This is a genomic window from Methylobacterium terricola (assembly GCF_006151805.1).
Taxonomy (GTDB): Bacteria; Pseudomonadota; Alphaproteobacteria; order Rhizobiales; family Beijerinckiaceae; genus Methylobacterium; species Methylobacterium terricola.
Map to the genome: position 1 here is coordinate 90,641 of NZ_VDDA01000014.1, position 23,557 is coordinate 114,197.

A 23,557-nucleotide genomic window follows, 5' to 3' on the forward strand; every position below is an offset into this window, starting at 1 on the left:
GGACATTGGCTTGCGAGGCCGGCGCTCGTGCCGGTCGAGAGGGAAGACGATGTCCGAGGATACCGAAAAGCACCGTGCCTTGCTCAGTGTCCTCAAGGACGCACGCGGCAAGGGCGACGGCTCGTTCGAACAGGCGGTGGTGGACGCCTTCGAGCACGTCTTCGCCCATCTCGGACGGCTGAACGATCACGTCGCCCTCGGCGGTCCCGACGGCGGCGACCCCCACCTCAAGCCCGGCGAATCGCCGACCTTGCGATAGGGCCGGAGCGCCGCTCGGATGGCCGCGGTCTCGGCGGCCGCGCCGTGGGGCCACGGGCGCGGACGCCATCGGCGGGGACACGGTGGCCGCTTTGCCGAGCGCCCCCCTCCGACGAAGCGGATGCCGGCGCGATCCACGACCCTGCCAGCCGCGGTGCGGACGGCCCCCCGATCCGTCGTCGCCCCGTCTTTCCGGGCGCGGACCGGGCCTGCAAGGCCGCAACGGAGCGGCCGCGGCGCCGGGCTCACCCCCGGTCACGGACGGGCGAGGCGATGCTCGACCGCGTCGCGAAAATGGTACCAGCCGCTCACCACCGGCAGGAACCACGGCCTGCCGTCGTAGAACGGCACCGGCACGGGGGCGAAGGCCGGGGCGTCGAAGGCGCTCGGGCGGTTCTGGCGTCCGAGCAGCTTCAGCGCCGCCTGGTGCCCGAGATAGGTCATCAGCGCCACGCCGTTGCCGTTGCAGCCGACCGCGAAGTCGAGGCCGTCCTGCCGGCCGAGATGGGCGAGCTTGTCGGCGGTCATGCCGACCTTGCCGCTCCAGCAATGGGTGATCCGCACCTCCGCGAGCTGCGGCCAGACCGCCCGCATCAGCGCGTGCAGCTTGGGTGCGGCCTCGCGCTCCGGCAACGTGAACATGCCGGGCCGGCTGCCGAACAGGAGCCGGGTGCCGTCCGGCGAGGGCCGCGCATAGATCAGCTCGCGGCGCGAATCGGTGATCATCCGCCGGCCCGGGTTGATCTCGTCCATCAGGGCGCGCGGCAGCGGCTCGGTGGCGATCTGGTAGCTGCGCACCGGCACGACGCGCTTGCGCAGGTAGGGGCTCGCCCGGTCGCTGTAGCCGTTGGTGCCGTAGAGGACGTGCCGGGCCCGGATCCGGCCGCGCCCGGTCTCGACCGCGACATGCCCGTCATCCAGGGGCCCGACCGTGAGCACCGGGGCGTGCGAGCGCAGGGTCGCGCCGTGGCGCCGGGCGAGGCCGCGCAAGGCGCGGTGGTACTTGCCCGGATGCAGGCCGCCGTAATCGTCGATGACGATGCCGCCATGGTAGAAGTCGGTCCGGGTCACCTCGTGCTGGCGGCTCCTCGGGATCTCGTGGACGGTGACGCCGGTATGGCGCGCCAGCAATTCGCCGTTGCGGCGCAGGCGGTCGTAGTGGCGCGGCACGTAGGCCGCGAAGTAGCGGCCGACGACGCCGAGATCGGCATCGAGCGCCTGCTCGCGGATCAGCGTCTTCAGGTGCTCGTAGGAGGACAGCGAATCCTCCAGGAGGCGGGCCATGCGGGCGGCATCGATGCCCTTGATCGCGCCGCCGATCACCAGCTTCTGGCCGCTCGACACCATCCCCCCGGAGCGGGTCGAGGCGCCGGCGCCCAGCTCCTCGGCGTCGACCACGGTGACCGACACGCCGTTGCGGGCGAGCTCCGCCGCCGCCGAGAGGCCGCAATAGCCCGAGCCGACGACGAGCACGTCGGTTTCCTCCGGCAGCGGGTCGCGGGCGGTCTCGGGCGCCGCGGCGTCCCACCAGTACGGATCGGTGGTGAAGCCCTCGGCGAGGAGGGCGGCGGGATCAGGCATGGAGGGCCTCCGAAGCGGGGCGGAGCGAGGACAGGAAGCCCTGCGTGCGGGCGTTTTGCGGAGCGCCGAAGAGGGCGGCGGGAGGCCCCTCCTCCACGATGGCGCCGTCGGCCATGAAGACGACGCGGTCGGCGACCTCGCGGGCGAAGCCCATCTCGTGGGTCACGACCACCATGGTGGTGCCGTCGCGGGCGAGCCCGCGCATCACGTCGAGCACGTCGACGATCGTCTCGGGGTCGAGGGCGGAGGTCGGCTCGTCGAACAGGATCGCCTTCGGCCGCATGGCGAGCGCCCGCACGATCGCGACCCGCTGCTGCTGGCCGCCCGAGAGCGCGCTCGGATGGTCCTCGGCCTTGTGGGCGAGGCCGACCCGGGCGAGCAGCGCGCGGGCCTGCGCCTCGGCCTCCGCCCGCGACAGGCCGAGGCGGCGCATCGGCGCGAGCGTCATGTTGCGCAAGACCGTGAGGTGCGGGAACAGGGCGTAATCCTGGAACACCATGCCGATCTCGGTCCGCAGGCGCTGCCAGGCGCCCTCGTCGCCGAGCTCGACCGAGCGGCCGGCGACGCGAAGGCTCCCGGCATCCGGCCGCACCAGGCCGTTGATGCAGCGGATGAGCGTGCTCTTGCCCGACCCGCTCGGGCCGATCAGCACCACGACGCTGCCGGCCGCGACGTCGAGGTCGATGCCGTGCAGGGCCCGGAACGCCCCGAAATGCTTGGTCAGCCCGCGCAGGGAGAGGAGCGGTTCCGGCGTCATGCGGCGAGTTCCCGCACCGCGCGCTTGAGCGCGTCGCGCGTCGCCTGGAGCCCCGTGCGCCGGGCGACGAGGGCGGCGCGGCGTGCCTCGAGCCGGGCTTGCGCGGTCTCGACCGACCGGGCCACCGCCTCGGGCGCCGGGCCGCCCGGCAGGGTGCGGGCCGCGACGCTGAAGCCCGGATCGAGGCTGCGCCGCACGGCGTCGTCGGTGAGCCCGAGGGCTCGGCCGGTCTGCTCTTCCGCGGCCTTGTCGACCATCGCCGGCGTGATCCCGTCGGCGCTGAGGCCGGCATCCATCGCCGCCCGCACCACGGCGCCGACGACGTGGTGCGCCTCCCGGAAGGACAGGCCGGCCTCGCGCACCATCAGGTCGGCGAGGTCGGTGGCCGAGGCGAAATCCTCGGTGACGCGCCGGCGCATCAGGGCGGCGTTCGGGCGCGCCGTCGCGATCACGAGATCGAACAGCGCCAGGCAGCGCAAGCCCTCCTCGCCGGCCTCCCACACGCCCCGCATCGTCTCGCGGTTGCCGTCGATCGTGTTGGTGAAGTGCGTGCCCTTCACGGCGCTCGCCGCCGCCACGTAGAGGCCGAGCATCTGGCCGGCCTTGCCCTTCAGGTGCTCCAGCACCACCGGATTCTTCTTCTGCGGCATGATGCTGGAGGTGCCGGTGACCCGGTCGGGGAACTCGATCGTCTGGAACTCGTGCGAGACCAGCACGTGATAATCCTGCGCCACCCGGCTCCAACTGACCGCGACCTGCGACAGGGCGGCCAGGATCTCGAGGCCGAAATCGCGGGTCGCGACGGCGTCGAGGGCGTTCTCGACCAGGCCCTCGAAGCCGAGGCTCGCCGCCAGCCCGTGCCGGTCGATCGGAAAGGCGGTGCCGGCGAGCGCGCCGGCGCCGAGGGGAGAGAGGTTGGTCCGCGCCCAGGCATCCGACAGGCGGCCGGAATCGCGGCCCAACGCCTGCGCCACCCCGGCGAGGTAGAAGCCGTAGGTCACGGGCTGCGCCGGCTGGAGATGGGTGTAGCCGGGCATCACCACGTCGCGGAAGCGATAGGCGCCGTCGAGGGCGTGCTCCTCGACCGAGAGCAGGGCCTGGCCGGCGTCGAGCAGCAGGTCGCGGGCCCGCATCCGGTCGAGGGCCGAGGTCAGGTCGTTGCGGCTGCGGGCGATGTGCATCCGCCCGCCGGCATCCGGGCCGATCAGCCGGATCAGCTGGGCCTCGTAGTTGAAGTACGAATCCTCGCGCTCCGGATCGAGCGGGACGGCGCCGGCCCCCTCCCCTTCCATCCGCAGGAGGCCCGCCGCCAGGGTCCGGGCCGCCTCCGGGGCGATCAACCCGCACCGCGCCAGCATCAGCACGTGGGCCTGGTTGAGGTCGGTCATGGCGGCGAACACGGCGTGGAAGTCCCGCGCCAGCCGCGGGGCGTAGATGTGCTCGCACACCTCCGGGGCGACCGGCTCGGTGAGCCGGCGGCTGACCTTCGATTCCATGGCTGAGACCTTTTTGTTAGATCTTAGATCCGCGGCCGGTCGGTCGCGTCGCGCGTCAGGGAAGCTGCGGGGCGGGGGCGGGCGAGGCGACCGCCCCGGCGGGAGCGGGCCGGCTCTGGGTCCGGCCGAGGCGCCGCTCCAGCCAGCGGCCGAACCAGGACAGGCCGGAGCAGATCACGAAGTAGGTGACGAGGACGGCGCCGTAGACCAGGAAGGCGGGGTTGCGGCCCTCCATCATCGTGGTCCGCTCGACGATGATCTGGCCGACCTTGAAGAACTCGCCGACGCCGACGAGCGCACCCAGCGACGTGGCCTGGATCAAAAGCGTGAGCAGCCCGACGAAGGGCGGCAGGATGGCGCGCAGCGCCTGCGGGCCGGTGATGAAGCCGTAGACCTCCCAGGTCTTGAGGCCGAGCGCCGCAGCGCTCTGCCACTGGTGGCGCGGCACCGCGTTGAGGCCGCTGCGCACGATCTCGGCCCCGTTGGCGCTGCCCCAGAGCGACAGGCCGACCGTCACCGCCCAGAACGGCGTCAGGTCGAGCCCGGCCAAGGGGGCGACGAAGAACACCAGGAAGATGTTCACGATCAGCGGGATGTCGCGAAACAGCTCGACCCAGACCCGCACCAGGACGCGCAAGGACCGGAACCGCAGGGTGGCGGCGATGCCGAGAAGCCCGGACAGGACCGTGACGAAGAGAAGCGTGGTGAGCGAGAGCGCCAGCGTCATGCCGAGGCCCTGCAGGATGAACGGCAGGTTCTTGAGGAGGAGATCCAGACCGGCCAGGGGATTCATGGGCGCCCTCCCCTCTCAGTGCCGGAACGGCGCGTTGAGCCGGAACTCGAGCCGGCTCGCGAGGAACGACAGGACGAGGACCAGCGCGAGATAGATCACGCAGATCGCCGCGAACATCTCGATCGTGCGGAAATCCATCGAGATCCGGTCGATCGCCACGTAGGTCAGCTCGGCGAGCCCGATCGCCTGGAGGTAGGACGAGTTCTTCAGGAGCGAGATCGCGGTGTTGAGCATCGCCGGCAGCGCCACCCGGATCGCCAGCGGCGCGGCGACGAGGTGGAAGAACCGCCACGGCGTGAGCCCCAGCGCGTACGACGCCTCGCGCAGGCCCTTGCCGACGGTCGCGAGGCCGCCGCGCAGGTTCTCGACCTGATAGGCCCCCGCCCACAGGGTCAGGCAGAGCACGCCCGACCAGAACAGCGACAGCTTCAGCCCGATGCCGGGCAGGCCGTAGAAGATGAAGAACAGCTGCGCCAGCATCGGCGTGTTGCGGATGAACTCGACATAGGCCCGCACCGCGGGATCGAGGACCGGCACCTCCATCACGCGCGCGGCCGCGCCGAGGAGGCCGACGAGCACCGACAGCACGATCGACAGGAGGCTGACCTGGATCGTGAGCCACAGGCCGCGCATCAGCGCCGGCCCCTGCGCCATCAGGTAGGCGAGATCGAAATCCATGCCGGCATCCCTCGCGGTCGGGGCGGGATCGGGGCGGCCGTCGTGGGCCGCCCGGCTCGTGGCGGTCAGCGTGCGGTCGGCTTCGGCTTGGTGAAGGCGTCGGCGTAGAACGGGCGCAGGTCGGCCGGCACCCACTTGTCGACCCACTTGGCATAGAGCCCGTCCGCCTTCATCCGGGCGAGCGCCGCGTCGACATAGGTCAGCCATTCGGGTTCGTTCTTGCGCAGGCCCGCGGCGGCGTCGGTGACCGCGAAGGACTCGCCGACGAGGCGCAAGGACGGGTCCTTGGCGGCGATCACCACCAGCGTCGCGGCGTCGTGGGTGTAAGCCTCGCCGCGGCCCTGCTTGAGCGCCTGGAGCGCGTCCGAGGCGGTGTTGAGCCGCAAGGTCTCGACCTTCGGCATGGTGTCCTCGAACCACTTCGCCTGGGTCGAGCCCTTGAGCATGACGACGGTCTTGCCGGCGACGTCGTCCAGTTTGCGGATCGGGCTGTCCTTCGCCACCAGCATGTCGGAGCCGCCCCACCGATAGGGCTTCGAGAAATCGATCACCCGGGCGCGCTCCGGCGTCACCCCGAGGGTGGCGAGCAGGATGTCGACCTTCTTGCCCATCAGCTGGGGGATGCGGTTCTCGGCGGTGACGCAGGTCAGCTCGATCTTGTCGGGGGCGCCGAACGCCCAGGCGGCGATCTGGATCGCCATGTCGGTCTCGATCCCGGCGAAGTTCCCGGATTCGTCCTTGTAGCCGTAGGGCGGCTGATCGCAGCGCACGCCGGCCCGCAGGACGCCGGCGGCCTGGATCGCCTTCGGCAGCGGCGGCAGCGCTTGCGCCGCGGCGGCGGACAGGCCGGCGGCGAGGGCCGTGGCAGCGAGAGCGAGGCGGATCGAGGCGGTTCTCGTGAGGTGCCGGAGCAAGGTCATCGGGTTCCCCTGTGGTCGAAAGGCGGCGTCTGCGCCGTGGCGGCGGTCTCGTCCCGGTCCATGGCGCCCGCGCCGGACCCGGTGAGCACCGCGACCGCGTGGCGGCCGGCGAGGGCGCCGTCGGCCCCGAGCGCGACCAGTGCCGCGAATGCGGCGGCGGCGGAGAGCTCGGCGTGGAAGCCGGCCCGGCCGAGGCGCGCTTGCGCCGCCCGAGCGGCGGCATCGTCCGCCACGACCGCCCTCCCCCGGCTCTCTCGCAGGGCGTGGAGCGCCTGGAACGTCACCGTGTCGCCGCCGATCGAGAGCTGCGCCGTCCGGCCCGGGAAGGATTCGCGGTAATCGGCTCCGGCCAGCACGCGGGCGAGGCGCGGGAACGGCTCGGCGGCGACGAGGCAGGGTACCCCGCGCCCGAGTTCGAGAAAGCCGAGCAGGAGCCCCGACAGGAGGTCGCCGCGGGCACACGGCACGACGACGAGATCGGGCAGGCCGTGGGCGGCGATCTCGACGGCCAGCACCTTGTAGCCGGCGATCCCGAACGGGTTGGTGCCGATCGCCGGCATCCGGTAGTTGGTGGCGGCGAACGCGCCCTCGGCGACGCGCCGCCCGACATGGCGCCAGCGCGCCGCGCCGTCCGGAACCTCGACGAGCCGGGCGCCGTGGGTCCGGATCGCCCGGCGCGCGCCGGCCGGCATGGAAGGGGTGGTGACGATCTCCGACGGCAACCCGGCCCGCGCCGCGTAGGCGGCGAGCGAGAGCCCGGCATTGCCGCTCGACGCGCCGACGACCAGAGGGGCGCTGCGCTCACGCGCCCGCGCCATCAGCGGGGCGCTCATCCGGTCCTTGTGCGAGCCGGTCGGGTTGCACCATTCGAGCTTCAGCGACAGCCGGCCGAGGCCCGCATCGGCCGCGAGGTCCGGCGCCTCGACCTGCGGTGTTCCCCCCTCCCCCAGCGAGACGGCATCGGCCGAAGGCAGGACGATCCGGCCCGGCGCGGCATCGGAAAAGACCAGCCTGAGGTTCGCCGCGTGCCCCTCGGCGGCGCAGGCCGGGCATCCCCCGTCGTCATCGGCGATCGGGAGCCCGACATCGCAGCGCAGGCAGGCCATCCCGCTCGGGAACTGCCTCTGTACGGCTGTGTGCTCGATCATGGCGCGCAGTGTGAAAGATCTCGCTCCATCTGGTCAAATGCCGGATTTTGCAGATGCTATTCACCGCCGATATGGGGGAATGCATGAATCTGAGGCAGGTCGAGGCGTTTCGCGTCGTGATGCTGCGCGGATCGATGACGGCGGCGGCCCAGGCGCTGCGGACCTCGCAGCCGAGCGTCAGCCGGCTCATCGCGGAGCTGGAGGCGACGACCGGCCTCAGGCTGTTCGAGCGCGAGGCCGGCCGGCTGCGCCCGACCGACGAGGGCCTGTCCTTCTACCGCGAGGTCGAGCGCAGCTTCCTCGGCCTCGAGAACCTGGCCCAGGCCGCGCGGGAGATCAGGGTGTTCGGCAGCGGACGGTTGCGGGTCGCCGCGATGCCCGTGATGGCGCTCGGCTTCATCCCGCGCTGCATCCGGCGCTTCCGCGAGCGGTTCCCGAACGTCGCGATCTCGCTGCAGATGGGCAGCGACGGCACGGTAATGCGCTGGATGTCGGCTTCGTATTGCGACATCGGCTTCATGGCGAACGTCGTCGAGACGCCGTTCATCGAGCACCGGCCGCTCTACACGATCCCGGGCCTGTGCGCCCTGCCTCCCGGCCACCGGCTGACGGAGCGGGCCTTCATCGTGCCGGAGGATCTGGAGGGCGAGCCCTTCATCTCCCTGTCGCTGGAGGACGGGGCGCGGATGCGGGTCGATCGCGCTTTCGAGGCCGCCGGGATCGGCCGCCAGATGATGCTCGAGACGCCGTTCGGGGCCACCATCTGCGCCCTGGTCGAGCAGGGTCTCGGCGTCGGGATCGTCAACCCGATCGCCGCCGACGACTACCGCCGCAGCGGCATCGCGTTCCGGCCGTTCCGGCCCGAGATCCCGTTCCACGGCCACGCCCTGTTCCCGAGCCGGCACCTCAGCAACCCGCTGATCGACGGCTTCCTGGCGGTCGTGCACGAGGAGCTGGCGGGCTACGACACGACGGCGCCCGGATTGGTGGCGGGGGCGCCGGACTTTTGACAGCCGTGCAGATCGGCCGAAAATCGCGATGCGACAGGAGGTTGGGCGCGGTTCAGCCGAACCGGCCGACGGCAAAGGGCGCGAGGTCGATCGCACTGCGCCCCTCGGTCAAGAGCTCGGCCGCCGCCTTGCCGATGCCGGCCGAGTGCTTGAAGCCGTGGCCGGAACAGGCCGACACGACGAGGATCCGGCTCTCGTCCGGATGCCGGTCGATGATGAAGCCGCGGTCGGGCGTGACGGTGTAGAGGCAGGCGGCGGCCCGCACGACCCGGGGCGTCGCACCGGCGAGGCGTCCGGCGATGTGGGTCCGGTACATCGCGGCGGATTCCTCCGGGGCGACCATGCGGTCGGCCCCGTCGGCGGTGGTGCCCTCCGCGTATTGCTCGGTCGCGACCTTCACGCTGCGCTCGCCGGCTTGCGGCGGGAAGCCGTAGAAGTACTCGGTATCGCTGGTCCCGTGCATCCAGATATAGACCGGCGCGTCGGCCCGGTAAGCGGTCGCATCGTCGAGGGCGTACCAGTGCAGGAGCTGGCGCTTCACGCCGAGCAGCCGGTCGAAGGGGGCGCCGAGGAGCGGCGCGGTCCAGGCGCCGGCCGACACCATCACCTCGCCGGCGCTGAACGGCCCGGCCGAGGTCTCGACCCGGACGCCGTCGCCGTCCCGGCGGATCGACCGCACCTCGACGCCCGTCCGGACGTCGGCGCCGAGCTGCCGGGCGCGGGCGAGCTGCGCGGCGATGCAGGCCTCTGGCCGGACATAGCCGCCGCCGGGCTCGAAATACGCGATCTCGTCGCCCTGGAGATTCAGGAATTGCGGGAAGCGGCGGGCGACCTCGCGCCCGTCCAGAACCTCGTGCGCGATGCCGAAGGCGCGGGCGGCGGCAATCGAGTTGCGGACGAAATCCGGCTTGCCGTGATGCGAGGCCGCGCCGGTCCCCGGCGCCATGACCAGCGCCCCGCAGGCCTCGAGCAGGCGCTCCCCGGTCTCGGCCTCGAGCTCGCGCCAGATGCGGTGGGACTCGAGCACGAAGGGCACGTAATCCTGCCCCTCGCCGACGGCCTGGCGCGTGATGCGCGTCTCGCCGTGGCTCGACCCCATCTCGTGGGGCGGGGCGAACCGGTCGAGGCCGATGACGCGCGCCCCGCGCTGGGCCAGCTGGTACAGCGCCGCGCTGCCCATGGCCCCGAGGCCGATTACCAGGAAGTCCGCCCGCTCACCCATCTTTGCCGCCTCGCTCGTTGTCGTCGGCCTGAGGCTGCCCGATCGGCGGGGCGTGAGGCAAGGTCAGGCGCCGAGGGGTCCGGTATGACGCTCCAGCGCGCTCCAGGCCTCCGGCCCGAACTTCGCCTTCCACTCGGCGTAATAGCCGGAGGCGGCGAGGGCGGCCCGGAAGGGGGCACGGTCCGGCGTGTTGACGACGAGGCCCTTGGCGCGCAGCCGCGCCTCGCCCTGCGCGTTCATCTCGGCGAAGGCTTGGCGCTGGCGCGCGACCGCATCGTCGAAGTGGCGCCCGATCAGCGCCTGCGCGTCGCCCGACAGGGCGTCCCAGGTGCGGCCATGGGCGAGGAGCCACAGCCCGTCCCAGGAATGCCCGGTGCGCGAGAGGTATTTCTGCACCTCGTAGACCCGCGTCGCCTCGATCTGCGGCAGCGAGTTCTCCATCCCGTCGGCCACCCGGGTCTGCAGGGCGGCGTAGGTCTCGGCGAGGTTGATGGTGGTGGGCGAGGCCCCGAGCGCCTTGAACAGGGAGGTCAGCAGCGGGCTCGGCGGCACCCGGATCTTGAGACCGCGCAGGTCGGCCACCGTCTCGACCGGCCGCACGCTGGTGATCACGTCGCGAAACCCGTTGTCGACGATCCGGAAAGCCCTCAGCCCGAACGGTCTGAGGCTGTCACGGATGCGCGCGCTCAGGGGCCCGTCGTCGAGGGCGGACCAGAGCGGACCATAGCCGGAGAAGGCATAGGCCACGCCCGGGATCCCGGCGAGCGGCACCAGGGTCTGGAGCGAGCTCGCCGAGGTGAGGGTGAAGGCGATGGCACCGGAGCGAAGCTGCGACTGCATGCTGAGCTCGCTGCCGAGCTGGCTGTCGGGATAGAGCGTGATGTCGATCCGGCCGTCGCTCTCGGTCCGGATGGCGTCGAGGGCCTCGACGAGACAGGTGGTGGCCGGGTGGGCCTGCGGCATCGGCGAGCCCATGCTCAGGCGCAAGGACTCGGCCCGGCTGCCCCGGACGGCGAGGGGAGTGAGCAGCATCCCCGCTCCCATCCCCCGCACGATCGTTCTGCGCGTCGGCATCGTCCGCCCTCCCGTCGGTGTCGCCCCGTTTGGCCCGGAGTGTAGCCGGGAGCGGCCCGCGCCGGCAGAGCCCGGACGGTGATGCCTCCACTGCGCCGGCGCCATGCTCCGGCGACGAGCGTCCGCTCGTCGACGAGGGTTCATCATCGCCGGGGAGGGGGGGTCGATGTCGAACGCGTCCCACTGCCGGGCGAGGTCGTCCGCCACTGGTCACCGGCGAGCGGCCGTACCGCAGGCCTGCTCGCATGCGCTCGCCGCCGTGAATCCCTCCTCCGTCGTTCCGGGGCCGCGGAGCGGAACCTGGGATCCCGCTCCGGTGACGGCACGAAAGGCCTGGAACGCCGGCCCTCCGATCCTCCGCCGTCGGCCGTGACCGATCCCGGGGTCTCGACTGCCTCATGCCTCAGGATGACGTCGAGAGATAATGAGGCCGTCGTGATGGCGATGGCCATAAGACTACGATATTTACTATGTCGACCGGGCCGGACATGATTAAATAGTCCTAGGTATAAATACCTTGTATTGTCAGATCGTGCCATCACGGCGCCTCCCGGAGCCCGGCATCTCCTGCGATGCCGTTCTGACATGTGTCGCGTCGCCGATCGAGGTCGCCCCTCCCGCCGCGGCGGCAATCACCGAACCCGGCCCATGCAAGACCAGCCCGCTGGTTCGAGCCAATTCCCAAAGAATCTCCCGAATCAGGCAAGGAACCATTCGCGAATCACGCCGTGAAGCCGAGTCGCGGCCACAGATCACGGCAGGGCTCGCGCAGAATCACCCGAATCGTGCGATTCACCTGTGAATCGAAATTAAGAATCGCGCCCGAATCTCGACTCGGCGTTGCCCGCCACGGCCGAGTCGTGACACGACTCGTAACGTTACGAGTCGTGGAGCCGAATCGATGGCCGACACCCCGTCTCAGCGCGTCAAGAAGCTCCGTGAGGCCCGCAAGGCGTCCGGGGAGCTGGAGACGAATGTCTGGGTGCCGGCACAGGTCCAGCAGGCGATCGACGCGGCGGTGCGTGAGGGCAAGTTCCCGAACCGCCGTCTCGCGATCATCCACGCGCTCGAACAAGCCTTCGTGGAGCCGAACATGTAGACGCGGCAAAGCAAAAAGCGCCGAGGTGGGGACCTCGACGCTTTTTTGGATCTCATAACGGGGGCTGGGGAAGCCGCCGCTGGAAGACCGGATTGGCATCCTCCTTCTAGCGGTTCCCGCACTCACCGTCAATGACGCCCGCTCGGGCGAACGGTCCCGCTTTGCCTCCGTCCAAGGAGGTGTGGAGTGGAGATGGTTCAGACCGGGGGCCGGCCGCTGACGCGCGCCGCCCTCGCTGGGAAGAGACGCGCCCTCGAGGACGGGCGCATCGTCACGCGCAAGGAACTGTCCGCATCCGCCCGGGAGGCCGCGAAGGCGCTCGGATTGCGCCCGGCCCTCCGGCTGGTCCTGTCCGAGCTCGTCGCCGCCTGGGGCGAGCAGGCTTGGGCACGCCTGATCGTGTGGCCGTCGAACGAGTACCTGGTCTCGCGGACCGGGCTGTCGGAGCGCGCCGTGCGCTACGCTCTGCGCGACCTCGTGGCATTGGAGATCGTCGCGCCGAAGGATTCGGCGAACGGCAAGCGCTACGCCGTGCGCGCCCGCGACGGCACCGTCCTCGACGCCTTCGGGTTCGACCTGACGCCGCTCTACGCCCGGCGGGGCGACTGGACGCTGGCGATCCAGGCCCGCGCCGACGCGCGCGAGCGCCGCCGCCGCAGCTTCGACCTGCTGACCATGCACCGGCGCGCCGTCGGGGAAGCGTTGCAGGCGCTCGTCCAGCGCCACCCGGGCACCGCCATCGCCGACCTCACAGCGGTGCAGGCGAGCCTGGAGGCGAGCACGCCCGACCGCCGCGGCCGGGGCGACCCGGAGACGGTGCTGGAGGCCTGGGGAGAACTGCGCCAGCTGGTCGAGCAGCGCTTCTACGCAGCCGGCTGTGACGGCACGTCCTGCCGCCACGTAGAAGCAGAGAAAGGATCTCCTATCGAGGCTTGTGACAACGGGAGAGACCACGACCGGGCTCGGGCCGCTCGCGATCGGGGCGGCGACTCGGCGGGGACATCGGGCATCGTCGCGCCGACGGAACGACCGGACGCGGATCCGGCCCCTCAGCTCGTCGTCGAGGCCTGCCCGGTGGTGCGCGAGCTGGTCGGCGGGGAGATCCGGGAGGAACACGAGGTCTTCGATGCCGGGCGGCAACTCCGGGCGGCGATCGGCGTGCATCCGAGCGCCTGGGGCGAGGCCTGCGCGACGGTGGGTCCCTACGGCGCGGCGATCCTGGTGCTGATCGTGGCCCAGCTCCACGACGACGACGCGACCTCCGGGCGGAACCGGATCCGCAACCCGGGCGGCTATTTCCGGCGCCTCGTGCGCCTGGCAGGGGAGGGGAGGTACCAGGCCGGAACCGAGCTTCTGGCCATGCGCCGGCGGCGGTTGATGTAGCGGGGGAAACCGTGCCCGATCGACAAGGAGAGCTTTCCGGTGCCGAGGTTTTCTTCCGTGTGCCGGTGGACATCGCGCGCCTAAGGTCGCCCTCGGCATGACGACGCATCCCCAGATCCGACTCGGCGCCGATATCGGCGGCACCTTCACCGACATCGTGCTCGACGTGCGGGGCCGCCTGCACTCGACCAAGGTGCTCACCACCTACGCGGCACCCGAACAGGCGATCCTCGACGGGCTGGCGATCCTGACCCGGGAAGCCGGAATCTCCGCCGGCGAGATCGACCTGGCGATTCACGGCACCACGCTCGCCACCAACGCGCTGATCGCCCGCCGCGGCGCCCGGGTGGCGTTCGTGACCACGCAAGGGTTCCGCGACGTGATCGAGATGCGGACCGAGAACCGGTTCGCGCAATACGACCTCGCCATCCGGCTCCCGGCCCCCCTCGTTCCGCGGGAGGACCGGTTCCCGATCGGCGGCCGGATCGGGGCGCGGGGCGACGAGCTGCAGGCGCTCGACGAGGCCGCGCTGGAAGCGCTGGCCGAGACCCTGGCCGCCGGCGGCTACGGGGCGGTGGCGATCGGCTTCATCCATTCCTACGCCAACCCGGCCCATGAGCGGCGCGCCCGCGAGATCCTGGGCCGACGGGTGAGCGTGCCGATCTCGCTCTCGTCCGAGGTCTCGCCGCAGATGCGGGAATTCGAGCGCTTCACCACCGTCTGCGCCAACGCCTATGTCCGCCCGCTGATGGCGGATTACCTCGGGCGGCTGGAGATCCGCCTGCGCGAGGCCGGCGCGGCCTGCCCGGTGGTGATGATCCATTCCGGCGGCGGCCTCGTCTCGCTCGGGACGGCCGCCGAGTTCCCGGTCCGCCTGGTCGAATCCGGGCCGGCGGGCGGGGCGATCTTCGCCACCGACGTCGCCCGGCGCTTCGATCTCACGAGCACCGTGTCCTACGACATGGGCGGCACCACCGCGAAGATCTGCCTGATCGAGGAGTTCCAGCCGCGCACCGCGCGCACCTTCGAGGTCGCGCGCACCACCCGCTTCGCCGAGGGCTCGGGCATCCCGATCTCGATCCCGGTGATCGAGATGATCGAGATCGGGGCCGGCGGCGGCTCGATCGCCTCGGTCGACGCGATGGGCCGGATCCAGACCGGGCCCGACAGCGCCGGCTCGGAGCCGGGCCCGGCCTGCTACGGCCGCGGCGGCGCGCTGCCGACCATCACCGATGCCGATCTCCTGCTCGGCAAGCTCGATCCCGAGACCTTCGCCGGCGGGGCGATCCGGCTGTCGCGCGAGGCCGCCGAGACGGCGTTGCGGGCAGAGGTCGGCGACCGGCTCGGGCTCGCCCTGGTGCCGGCCGCCTTCGGCGTCGCCGAGGTCGTCGACGAGAACATGGCGAATGCCGCGCGGGTCCACGCGGTCGAGAACGGCCGCGACCTCGCCGGCGGCGTGATGATCGCCTTCGGGGGCGCCGCGCCCCTCCACGCCGCGCGGCTCTGCGAAAAACTCGACATCGCGCTCTGCCTGGTGCCGGCGGGGGCCGGCGTCGGCTCGGCGATCGGCTTCCTCAAGGCGCCGTTCGGCTACGAGGCGGTCGGCTCGCGGGTGTTCCGGCTCTCCGCCTTCGACGGCGCTGGGCTGGCCGCGCAGGTGGCGGAGTTGAGCGGAACGGCGGAGCGCTTCGTCCGGGCCGGCACCCAGGCGCCGCTCACCCGCGAGGTCACGGCCTTCATGCGCTATGCCGGGCAGGGCTGGGAGATTCCGGTGCCGCTGCCGGACGGCTCCATCGACGCCGCGGCGTTGCGCGCCCTGTTCCGCGAGCATTACGCCCGGTTCTTCGGCCGGCCGGTCGACGGGCTCGAGGGGCTCGACATCGAGATCGTCACCATTTCGGTGAAGTTGCAGGACACGCGCGAGGCTCCGTCCCGCCACACCCTGGACCCGATCGGCCGGCCCATCGTCGCCCAGGCCGGCACGCGCCCGGTCTTCGATCCGGCGAGCGGGGAGACGCGCGACAGCGCGGTGGTGGCCCGCGACGCGCTCGCCCCCGGCGACCGGGTCGAGGGGCCCGCGGTGATCGTCGAGCGCGAGACCTCGACCCTCGTCACCTCCCGGTTCGATGCCGTGCTCCAGGGCGACGGCTCGCTCCTCCTGGTCCGCAAAGGGTTCGGCGCGAAAGGGTTCGGTTCATGAGCGCGATCGACGACATCCGCCTGCAGGTGATGTGGAACCGGCTGATCTCGGTCGTCGAGGAGCAGGCGACGACGCTCGTGCGCACCGCCTTCTCGACCTCGGTGCGCGAGGCCGGCGACCTCTCGGCCGGGGTGTTCGACCCATCCGGCCGCATGCTCGCCCAGGCGGTCACCGGCACGCCCGGCCACGTCAACACCATGGCGGAGGCGGTCGGGAACTTCATGGCGGAGATCCCGACCGACGAGATGCATGAGGGCGACACCTACGTCACCAACGATCCCTGGCTCGGCACCGGGCACCTGCACGACATCACCATGGTGTCGCCGTCCTTCCTCGACGGGGTGCTGGTCGGCTTCTTCGCCTGCACCGCCCACGTGGTCGATGTCGGCGGGCGCGGCTTCGGCGCCGACGGAAAGTCGGTCTACGAGGAGGGAATCCAGATCCCGATCATGCGGTTCATCGACCGCGGCACCGTCAACCGCGACCTGGTGCGGATCCTGCGCCAGAACGTGCGCGAGCCGAACCAGGTCGTCGGCGACTTCTACTCGCTCGCCGCCTGCAACGAGGTCGGCCACCGCCGCCTCGTCGCGATGATGCGCGAGATCGGGCTCGCCACCCTCGACGGCTTGACCGACTTCATTTTCGCCCGCACCCGCGCCGCGATGGCCGAGCGGATCCGCGCCCTGCCGCGCGGCGCGTGGTCGAACGCGCTGATGACCGACGGCTACGACGCGCCGATCCCCCTCGCGGTCCGGATCACGATCGGCGCGGAGCGGATCCACGTCGATTTCGACGGCAGCGCCCCGGTGAGCCGCTGGGGCATCAACGTGCCGATCATCTACAGCAAGGCCTACGCCTCCTACGCGCTCAAATGCGTGGTGGCGCCCGACATCCCGAACAACGCCGCCTCGCTCAGCTTCTTCACGGTCTCGTCGCCACCCAACATCCTCAACGCGGCGCGGCCGGCCCCGGTCAGCCTGCGCCACGTGCTCGGCCACCTGGTGCCGGACCTGGTGCTCGGCGCGCTCGCCAAGGCCCTGCCCGGGCAGGTGCTGGCCGAGGGCGCGGCCTCGCTCTGGAACATCCACCTGTCGCTGCGCCCGGTCGCGGGCGGGGAGGGCCGCCGGGCCGAGGTCCTGATGTTCAATTCCGGCGGCATGGGCGCGCGGCCGGGCCTCGACGGATTGTCGGCCACGGCCTTTCCGTCCGGCGTCCACACGATGCCGATCGAGGCGACCGAGCAGACCGGCCCGGTGGTGATCTGGCGCAAGGAGCTGCGGCCGGATTCCGGCGGCGACGGCGCCTGGCGCGGCGGCCTCGGGCAGATCATCGAGATCGCCGCCGAGGACGGGCACGACTTCGACTTCTCGGCGATGTTCGACCGGATCGACAACCCGGCCCATGGCCGCGACGGCGGCGGCGACGGCGCCCCGGGCGGCGTCCATCTCGACGACGGCACCCGGATGCGGGGCAAGGGCTGGCAGCACGTGCCGGCGGGCCGGCGCCTGATCCTGACCGTGCCCGGGGGAGGGGGCTTCGGGGATCCGGCCGGGCGCGATCCGGCGGCGCGGGAGGATGACCGGCGCAAGGGCTACGTGACGGGCGAGTCCGCCTGACCTTGCCGCCCCCGAACGGCGCTCCTATCGTGACGGCATATCGGGGCTGAGCGGCGCGGGGCGATGAGGTCGGACGGCGTGCGTCTCCCCCCGCTCAACGCCCTGCGGGCCTTTCACGCGGTGATGCGTCACGGCAGCTTCCGCGGCGCGGCGGACAACCTCCTGGTCAGCCCCCAGGCGGTGAGCCAGCAGATCAAGCTCCTCGAGGAGACCTTGGCGGTGGTGCTGTTCGACCGCCGCGGGCGCACCATCGTGCCGACGGAATCGGCCGTCCTCCTCGCCCACTTCGTCCAGAGCGGCTTCGACGAGTTCCGGGAGGGCGTGCGGCGGGTCGCCCGGGTCGGGCAGCGCGACCGGATCGACCTCAATGTCAGCCCCTATTTCGCCACCCGCTACCTCGTCGACCGGCTCGACCGGTTCCGCGCGCGGCTGCCGGGTGCCGATATCCGCATCAAGACGATGGTCGAGATGCCGGATTTCGCCGCCGACGAGGTCGACGTCGCGATCCAGTGGGGCTTCGGGCAGTGGCGAGACGTCGAATCGACTCTGCTGGTGCGCGACCCGAAGATCGTGTGCTGCTCGCCCGCCCTCGCCGCACGGCTCACCGGGCCGGAGGACCTGGCGCGGGCGCCGCTCGTCCACCTCGTCCTGGCGAGCGATCTCTGGCCGCGGGTGCTCGCGCATCTCGGGGCCGCGGGCGGTACCGACCGCAACGTGATCCAGGTCCACGACGCCGCGAGCATGCGCCGGGCGGCGCTCTCCGGGCTCGGAATCGGGCTGATCTCGCGGCTCGACGCGATCGAGGACCTGCAGGCCGGACGCCTCGTCGCGCCGTTCGGCCTCGACGCCCTCGCGGGCATGGCTCCCGCCGACATCCCGGGCTTCTACCTCGTCCTGCCGCGCTCGCACCGGCGCCTGAAGGGCGTCGCGGCGTTCTGCGACTGGGTGCTGGGGGAGGACTGGGCGCGGGAGCCGGGGGAGGGGGCGCCGTCCTGGGCCTGAGCGCGATCGAGTCCGTATCGGTTCACCCGACCGATCCGTCACCGCCATCGTCATGCCGGGCGCCGCCGACGCGGGCCCGGATAGACGCGGCGGATTCGGCGCCGTGGCGCAGATCGCGTGAACCCTGTCCGTCGACCGGCAAGCACAGCTTGCCGGTCGCGCGCGTTTCTTGGTTCGGCCGCCTGCTCCTGCGGCACTCTCCTTGCAAAGCCCGGCCCGGTGGGGCTGGTTCAGGGAATCATACGATGCATCGCAGAGACGTCCTGCTCGGTGGCGCCGCCACCCTCGCGGCCTTGGCAGGGGCGCAGCCCGCCCGCGCGGCCGAGGAGGTGCTGATCGGCGCCGTCTACCCGATGTCGGGCGCCAACGCCCAGGCCGGGGTCGACGGGCGTCACGCGCTCGAGACCGCGATCGAGATCATCAACGGGGTCCACGACCTCGACCTGCCGGGCGCCCGCGCGGCGGGACTCGCCGGGCTCGGCGGCGCCAAGATCCGGCTGGTGGTGGCCGACCACCAGGCCGACCCGCAGAAGGGTCGCTCGGAGGCCGAGCGCCTGATCACGCAAGGCAAGGTCGCGGCCATCGTCGGCACCTACCATTCCTCGGTCGCCGCCACCGTGAGCGTGACGTGCGAGCGCTACGGCGTCCCCTGCGTCATCGCCGACAGCTCGTCGCCGAGCCTGCACAAGCGCAACCTCAAATACTTCTTCCGCCCGGCCGCCCACGACGAGATGTTCTCGACCGCGATCTTCGACCTGCTCGACGCCGAGCGGAAGCGCGGCGCCAAGGTCGACACCGTGGCGTTGTTCTGCGAGGACACGATCTTCGGGGTCGATTCCGCCAACGTGCAGCGCAAGCTGGCGGCCGAGCGCGGCTACAAGCTCGTCGCCGACGTGAAGTACAAGAGCAACTCGCCCTCGCTCACCGCCGAGGTGCAGCAGCTCAAGAGCGCCGATGCCGACGTCGTGCTGCCGTCGACCTACACCACCGATGCGATCCTGCTGGTGAAGACCATGGCGGAGCTCGGCTACAGGCCGCGCAACATGGTGGCCCAGGCGGCGGGCTTCGCCGAGAAGGCGACCTTCGAGAGCGTCGGCGACAAGCTCGACGGGCTGATCAGCCGCGGCTCCTTCGCCCTCGACCTCGCGGCCAAGCGCCCGTCGATCGGAATCGTCAACGCGATGTTCAAGGCCCGGGCCGGCCGCGACCTCAACGACAACACCGCGCGCCTCGTCGAGGCGATGCTGGTGCTGGCCGACGCGATCGACCGGGCCCGCTCGCTCGACGGCGCGAAGATCCGCGACGCGCTCGCCGCCACCAACACCCCGGCCGAGCAGACCATCATGCCCTGGCGCGGCATCGCCTTCGGCCCCGACGGCCAGAACACCCTGTGCGACCCGGTGCTGATCCAGTACCGCGGCGGCACGTTCGTCACCGTGTTCCCGGAGGCCTTCGCGGCGGCGGCGCCGAAATGGCCGATGAATGCGTGATAAGAATTCCGGGTTGCGACGGACGACCGTTGCGTAGGATCACGTTGAATCGGCAAATCCCTTGCTCGTAAGCCACCCCCTTTCCCGGACGAGTGTAGCGTCAGCGGAAGGAGATCCGGGATCCAGCCGTAAGACTTGCCGCGAAGCGGCTCTTTGTGCTGCACCGTTGCAGACGAACGGACGCTTCGCGACGTCTTGTGCTGGATCCCGGGTCCCATTCCGCTGACGCTGCATGGGCCCGGGAAAGGGGGCTTGCGAGGCCCCATCAGCGCAAGGGGAGGCGGCTTGGCAGCCCGGCCGCATCGCGCGCGTCGCACCGCCATGCCGCTCGGCGATCACGCCTGCACGGCCTCACCCGCCGCCTCGCCAGCCGCCAGCTCCTCCCGCAGATACGGCGCCGTGCGGCTGTCCGGGGCCGCCGCGACCGCCTCCGGCCGGCCGGCGGCGACGACGCGGCCGCCGAGGGCGCCGGCGCCCGGGCCCATGTCGATGACGTGGTCGGCGCCCGCCACCACCCGCATGTCGTGCTCGACCATCACGACGGTGTTGCCGGCATCGACGAGGCCGTTGAGCTGGAGCATCAGCCGGTCCACGTCGGTCGGGTGCAGGCCCGTCGTCGGCTCGTCGAGGACATAGAGCGTGCCGCCGCGCTGGCCCCGCTGCAATTCGGTGGCGAGCTTGATGCGCTGGGCCTCGCCGCCGGAGAGCTCGGTCGCCGGCTGGCCCAGCCGCAGGTAGCCGAGGCCGAGATCGCGCAGCAGGGCGAGCGGCCGCAGCACCGTCGGCTCGTCGGCGAAGGCCGCGCAGGCGCGCTCGACGGTGAGCCCGAGCACGTCGGCGATGCTCATGCCGTTCCAGGTGACCTCCAGGGTCTCGGGCGCGTAGCGGGCGCCGTGGCAGGTCGGGCAGGGGGCATAGACGCTCGGCATGAACAGCAGCTCGACGCTGACGAAGCCCTCGCCCTCGCAGACCGGGCAGCGGCCCTTGGCGACGTTGAACGAGAAGCGGCCGGCATCGTAGCGGCGCCGCCGTGCCTCGGGCGTGGCGGCGAACAGCTTGCGGACGGCGTCGAACAGGCCGGTATAGGTCGCGAGGTTCGAGCGCGGCGTGCGCCCGATCGGCTTCTGGTCGACCTTCACCAGCCGCCGGACCGCCTCCATGCCGCCGGCGATGCGCCCTTGCGTGGGCCCGAGCGCCTCGTCGAGCGGATCCTCGGGCTCGTCGTCGGACTCGCCCGGCTGCCCGAGGCGCTCGCCGACGAGGTCGAGCAGCGCCTGGCTGACGAGGCTCGACTTGCCGGAGCCCGAGATGCCGGTGACGGCGGTGAGGCAGCCGAGCGGGAAGGCGGCCGCGACGCCGCGCAGGGTGTTGCGGACGATGCCCTCCAGGCGCAGCCACCCCGCGGGCTCGCGCCGCCTGGCTTCCGGCGGTGCGGCGAGGCCGAACAGGTGCAGGCGGGTGCGCGACGCCTCGACCTCCCGCAGGCCCTCCGGCGGCCCGCTATAGAGGATCGTGCCGCCGTGCTCGCCCGCCGCGGGGCCGACATCGACGAGCCAGTCGGCCCGGCGCATCGTCCCGAGATCGTGCTCGACGACGAAGAGCGAGTTGCCCGCGGCGAGCAGCCCGGCGAGCGCGTCGTGCATCGCGTCGCCGTCGGCGGGATGCAGGCCCGCCGTCGGCTCGTCGAGCACGTAGACGACGCCGAAGAGCTGCGAGCGCAGCTGGGTGGCGAGGCGCAGGCGCTGCAGCTCGCCCGAGGACAGGGTCGTGGTGACGCGATCGAGCGAGAGGTAGCCGAGGCCGAGATCGTTCAGCGTCCCGATCCGGTCGACGAGGTCGGCGGCGAGGCGCTGGGCGGCGAGGCGCTTCTCGATCGAGAGGTTCGGCGTCGCCCGCGTGTCGGGCGCGGCCGCATGGGCCGAGCCGCCGGCGGCGGCGCGGGCGGCCCGGTCGCGCCGGCCCGCCTCGCGGTCGAGGGTGCCGGTGTCCGTGCCGTCCTCGGCGAGCCTGTCCTCGGCCGCCGGCGCCAAGGCCTCGGCGAGGTCGCAGAGCGGCATCCGCGACATCTCCCCGATATCGAGCCCCGCGAAGGTGACGGAGAGCGCTTCCGGCTTCAGGCGCTTGCCGTGGCAGGCCGGGCACTCCTCGCTCACGAGGTAGCTCGCGGCGCGCCGCCGCATCAGCGCGCTCTGCGAATTGGTGAAGGCGTGCATCACGTGGCGGCGGGCGCTGGTGAAGGTCCCCCTGTAGCTCGGCTCCAGGCCGCGCTTGCGGGCGAGGCGCGTCTGTTCCGGCGACAGCCCGGCATAGACCGGCTCCTGCGGCTGCTCGTCGGTGAACAGGATCCAGTCGCGCAAAGCCGGCGGCAGATCCCGCCAGGGTTTGTCGACATCGACGCCGCGGCTCACCAGGATGTCGCGCAGGTTCTGCCCGCCCCAGGCCTGCGGCCAGGCCGCGACGGCGCGCTCGCGGATCGTCAGCGAGGGGTCGGGCACCATCGAGGCCTCGGTGGCGCGGTAGACCCGGCCGAGGCCGCCGCAGGTCGGGCAGGCGCCCTGGGGCGTGTTGGGCGAGAAATCCTCGGCAAACAGCATCGGCTGGCCCGGCGGATAGGTGCCGGCGCGCGAGTACATCATCCGCACCAGGCTCGACAGGGTGGTGACGCTGCCGACCGAGGAGCGGGCGCTCGGGGTGCCGCGCTGCTGCTGGAGGGCGACCGCCGGGGGCAGGCCCTCGATGGCGTCGACATCCGGCACGCCGACCTGATCGATCATCCGCCGCGCGTAGGGCGCGACCGATTCGAAGTAGCGGCGCTGCGCCTCCGCGTAGAGGGTGCCGAAGGCGAGCGACGACTTGCCGGAGCCCGAGACGCCGGTGAACACCACGAGGGCGTCGCGGGGCATCTCCACGTCCACGTCGCGCAGGTTGTGCTCCCGCGCGCCCCTGACCGTGACGAAGCCCGCCCGCCCCGCCCCCGCCCGGGCGATCCTCACCCCGTCCCTCGCCGCGTCCTCGCGCTTCGCCTGATCCATGGGGTACCTTCTCGCGGAACGTCCGTGTCCCGGCTGGTTGAAACAAGGGGGAACGAGGCCGTCGACCGCCGGCTCCAGTGGGCTCACCCCTTAGGAGCCGCCCGCAGCGTCTTCCACGGCACGTGCCGGATCGTCGCGAACTGCAATCCGAGGAATCCGATCGTCGCCTGCCGGGCGATCCGCAGCTCCCGCGGCGCGCCCGCCCCGCTGTCATAAAGCAGGGTGCAGGACTTGCCGGACGGGTCGAGCCGGGTTTCCGACCACATCAGGACGAGCCCGGGACGTGGGCCACCGCATACCCGCCGATCTCGAGGGCGCGGGCGGGATCGCTCGACCGGGTCTTGGTCTCGCGCGGCTCCTCCAACTCGACGTCGCCGTGGCCGGCGGCGCGGTTGCGGGTCGTCGTGCCGGGGCGGTGCAGGCCGAGATCGAGGGTGAAGCGGCGCGGGCCGCGCAAGGGGACGAGGGCGATCAGGCGCCGGGCCCCCTCGGCCGGGAAGGTCGGCTCGTCGGCGACGAGCCGGTCCAGGATCGCGTTGGCCTCGAGGCGGTCGGCGAGGCACAGGGCGGGAGGCTGCGCAGCAGGCGTCGAGGGGGGGCATCGCGGCGGTCGCTCCGGCGGCTCGGGATCCCGCACAGAGGCGACGAGAGCCGGGATGCGCAAGCCCCCTCGTGCGCGAGTGCAGGACCCGAGGATCGGTCAGGCTCCGGGCAAGGGCGCGGACCCGCGGCCGGACCGATCAAGCCGATGGATCCGTGCACCGCAACGATCGTCCGGCCGGCGGCGGGATCGAACGG

Annotated in this window: 20 protein-coding genes; 8 read left to right on the forward strand and 12 right to left on the reverse strand. The window is 71.8% G+C overall.

The features are described from left to right. The first annotated feature begins 49 nt into the window (after positions 1-49). Positions 50-259 (forward strand): hypothetical protein, encoded by a 210-nt coding sequence (locus FF100_RS24395; protein ID WP_139038367.1) that lies wholly within the window; start codon positions 50-52, stop codon positions 257-259. 254 nt (positions 260-513) lie between these two features. Here the strand turns inward: FF100_RS24395 and FF100_RS24400 are convergent, their stop codons facing one another. From FF100_RS24400 to FF100_RS24430, 7 genes are all read right to left on the reverse strand, one after another. Beyond that, entirely contained in the window at positions 514-1,839 is a 1,326-nt protein-coding gene (locus FF100_RS24400; RefSeq protein ID WP_139038368.1) for an NAD(P)/FAD-dependent oxidoreductase, read from the reverse strand. Continuing rightward, entirely contained in the window at positions 1,832-2,596 is a 765-nt protein-coding gene (locus tag FF100_RS24405; RefSeq protein ID WP_139038369.1) for an amino acid ABC transporter ATP-binding protein, read from the reverse strand. Before FF100_RS24405 ends, FF100_RS24400 begins: the two co-directional genes overlap by 8 nt. Continuing rightward, positions 2,593-4,092: an argininosuccinate lyase gene (gene argH, locus FF100_RS24410; protein ID WP_139038370.1), complete on the reverse strand. Its 1,500-nt coding sequence runs from the start codon at positions 4,090-4,092 to the stop codon at positions 2,593-2,595. The genes FF100_RS24405 and argH overlap by 4 nt, the downstream gene beginning before the upstream one ends. Positions 4,093-4,147: 55 nt before the next feature. Further along, positions 4,148-4,885 (reverse strand): amino acid ABC transporter permease, encoded by a 738-nt coding sequence (locus FF100_RS24415; protein ID WP_205824987.1) that lies wholly within the window; start codon positions 4,883-4,885, stop codon positions 4,148-4,150. 15 nt (positions 4,886-4,900) lie between these two features. Continuing rightward, complete coding sequence (locus tag FF100_RS24420) at positions 4,901-5,563, reverse strand: amino acid ABC transporter permease (RefSeq protein WP_139038371.1); 663 nt, start codon at positions 5,561-5,563, stop codon at positions 4,901-4,903. A 65-nt stretch (positions 5,564-5,628) separates the two neighbouring features. Then, the gene (locus FF100_RS24425) at positions 5,629-6,483 is read right to left on the reverse strand and encodes a transporter substrate-binding domain-containing protein (RefSeq protein ID WP_139038372.1); all 855 of its coding nucleotides are present in this window, start codon (positions 6,481-6,483) and stop codon (positions 5,629-5,631) included. After that, positions 6,480-7,631: a threonine synthase gene (locus FF100_RS24430; protein WP_139038373.1), complete on the reverse strand. Its 1,152-nt coding sequence runs from the start codon at positions 7,629-7,631 to the stop codon at positions 6,480-6,482. Before FF100_RS24430 ends, FF100_RS24425 begins: the two co-directional genes overlap by 4 nt. An 83-nt stretch (positions 7,632-7,714) precedes the next feature. On the opposite strand from FF100_RS24430, the gene FF100_RS24435 reads away from it, so the two are divergent. After that, positions 7,715-8,641: a LysR substrate-binding domain-containing protein gene (locus tag FF100_RS24435; protein WP_139038374.1), complete on the forward strand. Its 927-nt coding sequence runs from the start codon at positions 7,715-7,717 to the stop codon at positions 8,639-8,641. Between the two features lie 52 nt (positions 8,642-8,693). On the opposite strand, the gene solA is transcribed toward FF100_RS24435, so the two are convergent. Then, positions 8,694-9,863, reverse strand: coding sequence for an N-methyl-L-tryptophan oxidase (solA, locus tag FF100_RS24440; protein WP_139038375.1), 1,170 nt, complete (start codon positions 9,861-9,863; stop codon positions 8,694-8,696). A gap of 63 nt (positions 9,864-9,926) precedes the next feature. After that, entirely contained in the window at positions 9,927-10,937 is a 1,011-nt protein-coding gene (locus FF100_RS24445; RefSeq protein WP_246102308.1) for a TRAP transporter substrate-binding protein, read from the reverse strand. A gap of 901 nt (positions 10,938-11,838) precedes the next feature. On the opposite strand from FF100_RS24445, the gene FF100_RS24450 reads away from it, so the two are divergent. From FF100_RS24450 to FF100_RS24475, 6 genes are all read left to right on the forward strand, one after another. Beyond that, entirely contained in the window at positions 11,839-12,036 is a 198-nt protein-coding gene (locus tag FF100_RS24450; RefSeq protein ID WP_139038376.1) for a hypothetical protein, read from the forward strand. A gap of 192 nt (positions 12,037-12,228) precedes the next feature. Beyond that, complete coding sequence (gene repC, locus FF100_RS24455) at positions 12,229-13,419, forward strand: plasmid replication protein RepC (RefSeq protein WP_171070314.1); 1,191 nt, start codon at positions 12,229-12,231, stop codon at positions 13,417-13,419. A 97-nt stretch (positions 13,420-13,516) separates the two neighbouring features. Next, positions 13,517-15,619, forward strand: coding sequence for a hydantoinase/oxoprolinase family protein (locus FF100_RS24460; protein ID WP_139038378.1), 2,103 nt, complete (start codon positions 13,517-13,519; stop codon positions 15,617-15,619). Next, positions 15,616-17,235, forward strand: coding sequence for a hydantoinase B/oxoprolinase family protein (locus tag FF100_RS24465; protein ID WP_139038379.1), 1,620 nt, complete (start codon positions 15,616-15,618; stop codon positions 17,233-17,235). Before FF100_RS24460 ends, FF100_RS24465 begins: the two co-directional genes overlap by 4 nt. 78 nt (positions 17,236-17,313) lie before the next feature. Next, a complete protein-coding gene (locus tag FF100_RS24470; RefSeq protein ID WP_246102310.1) occupies positions 17,314-18,237 on the forward strand; it encodes a LysR substrate-binding domain-containing protein in 924 nt (307 codons plus the stop codon). 245 nt (positions 18,238-18,482) lie between these two features. Continuing rightward, positions 18,483-19,727, forward strand: a complete 1,245-nt coding sequence (locus tag FF100_RS24475; protein WP_139038381.1) for an ABC transporter substrate-binding protein — start codon at positions 18,483-18,485, stop codon at positions 19,725-19,727. 335 nt (positions 19,728-20,062) lie between these two features. Here the strand turns inward: FF100_RS24475 and FF100_RS24480 are convergent, their stop codons facing one another. The 3 genes from FF100_RS24480 to FF100_RS24490 all read right to left on the reverse strand — a co-directional run bounded on the left by FF100_RS24480 (position 20,063) and on the right by FF100_RS24490 (position 23,423). Further along, complete coding sequence (locus FF100_RS24480; protein WP_139038382.1) at positions 20,063-22,759, reverse strand: excinuclease ABC subunit UvrA; 2,697 nt, start codon at positions 22,757-22,759, stop codon at positions 20,063-20,065. Positions 22,760-22,842: 83 nt separating this feature from the next. After that, positions 22,843-23,025 (reverse strand): hypothetical protein, encoded by a 183-nt coding sequence (locus FF100_RS24485; protein WP_139038383.1) that lies wholly within the window; start codon positions 23,023-23,025, stop codon positions 22,843-22,845. After that, positions 23,025-23,423: a hypothetical protein gene (locus tag FF100_RS24490; RefSeq protein WP_139038384.1), complete on the reverse strand. Its 399-nt coding sequence runs from the start codon at positions 23,421-23,423 to the stop codon at positions 23,025-23,027. The genes FF100_RS24485 and FF100_RS24490 overlap by 1 nt, the downstream gene beginning before the upstream one ends. Positions 23,424-23,557: the final 134 nt, after the last annotated feature.

Coding starts and splice junctions, on each gene's coding strand:
- FF100_RS24395 (WP_139038367.1), top strand. CDS start 50: ATGTCCGAGGATACCGAAAAGCACCGTGCCTTGCTCAGTGTCCTCAAG.
- FF100_RS24400 (WP_139038368.1), bottom strand. CDS start 1,839: ATGCCTGATCCCGCCGCCCTCCTCGCCGAGGGCTTCACCACCGATCCG.
- FF100_RS24405 (WP_139038369.1), bottom strand. CDS start 2,596: ATGACGCCGGAACCGCTCCTCTCCCTGCGCGGGCTGACCAAGCATTTC.
- argH (WP_139038370.1), bottom strand. CDS start 4,092: ATGGAATCGAAGGTCAGCCGCCGGCTCACCGAGCCGGTCGCCCCGGAG.
- FF100_RS24415 (WP_205824987.1), bottom strand. CDS start 4,885: ATGAATCCCCTGGCCGGTCTGGATCTCCTCCTCAAGAACCTGCCGTTC.
- FF100_RS24420 (WP_139038371.1), bottom strand. CDS start 5,563: ATGGATTTCGATCTCGCCTACCTGATGGCGCAGGGGCCGGCGCTGATG.
- FF100_RS24425 (WP_139038372.1), bottom strand. CDS start 6,483: ATGACCTTGCTCCGGCACCTCACGAGAACCGCCTCGATCCGCCTCGCT.
- FF100_RS24430 (WP_139038373.1), bottom strand. CDS start 7,631: ATGATCGAGCACACAGCCGTACAGAGGCAGTTCCCGAGCGGGATGGCC.
- FF100_RS24435 (WP_139038374.1), top strand. CDS start 7,715: ATGAATCTGAGGCAGGTCGAGGCGTTTCGCGTCGTGATGCTGCGCGGA.
- solA (WP_139038375.1), bottom strand. CDS start 9,863: ATGGGTGAGCGGGCGGACTTCCTGGTAATCGGCCTCGGGGCCATGGGC.
- FF100_RS24445 (WP_246102308.1), bottom strand. CDS start 10,937: ATGCCGACGCGCAGAACGATCGTGCGGGGGATGGGAGCGGGGATGCTG.
- FF100_RS24450 (WP_139038376.1), top strand. CDS start 11,839: ATGGCCGACACCCCGTCTCAGCGCGTCAAGAAGCTCCGTGAGGCCCGC.
- repC (WP_171070314.1), top strand. CDS start 12,229: ATGGTTCAGACCGGGGGCCGGCCGCTGACGCGCGCCGCCCTCGCTGGG.
- FF100_RS24460 (WP_139038378.1), top strand. CDS start 13,517: ATGACGACGCATCCCCAGATCCGACTCGGCGCCGATATCGGCGGCACC.
- FF100_RS24465 (WP_139038379.1), top strand. CDS start 15,616: ATGAGCGCGATCGACGACATCCGCCTGCAGGTGATGTGGAACCGGCTG.
- FF100_RS24475 (WP_139038381.1), top strand. CDS start 18,483: ATGCATCGCAGAGACGTCCTGCTCGGTGGCGCCGCCACCCTCGCGGCC.
- FF100_RS24480 (WP_139038382.1), bottom strand. CDS start 22,759: ATGGATCAGGCGAAGCGCGAGGACGCGGCGAGGGACGGGGTGAGGATC.
- FF100_RS24485 (WP_139038383.1), bottom strand. CDS start 23,025: ATGTGGTCGGAAACCCGGCTCGACCCGTCCGGCAAGTCCTGCACCCTG.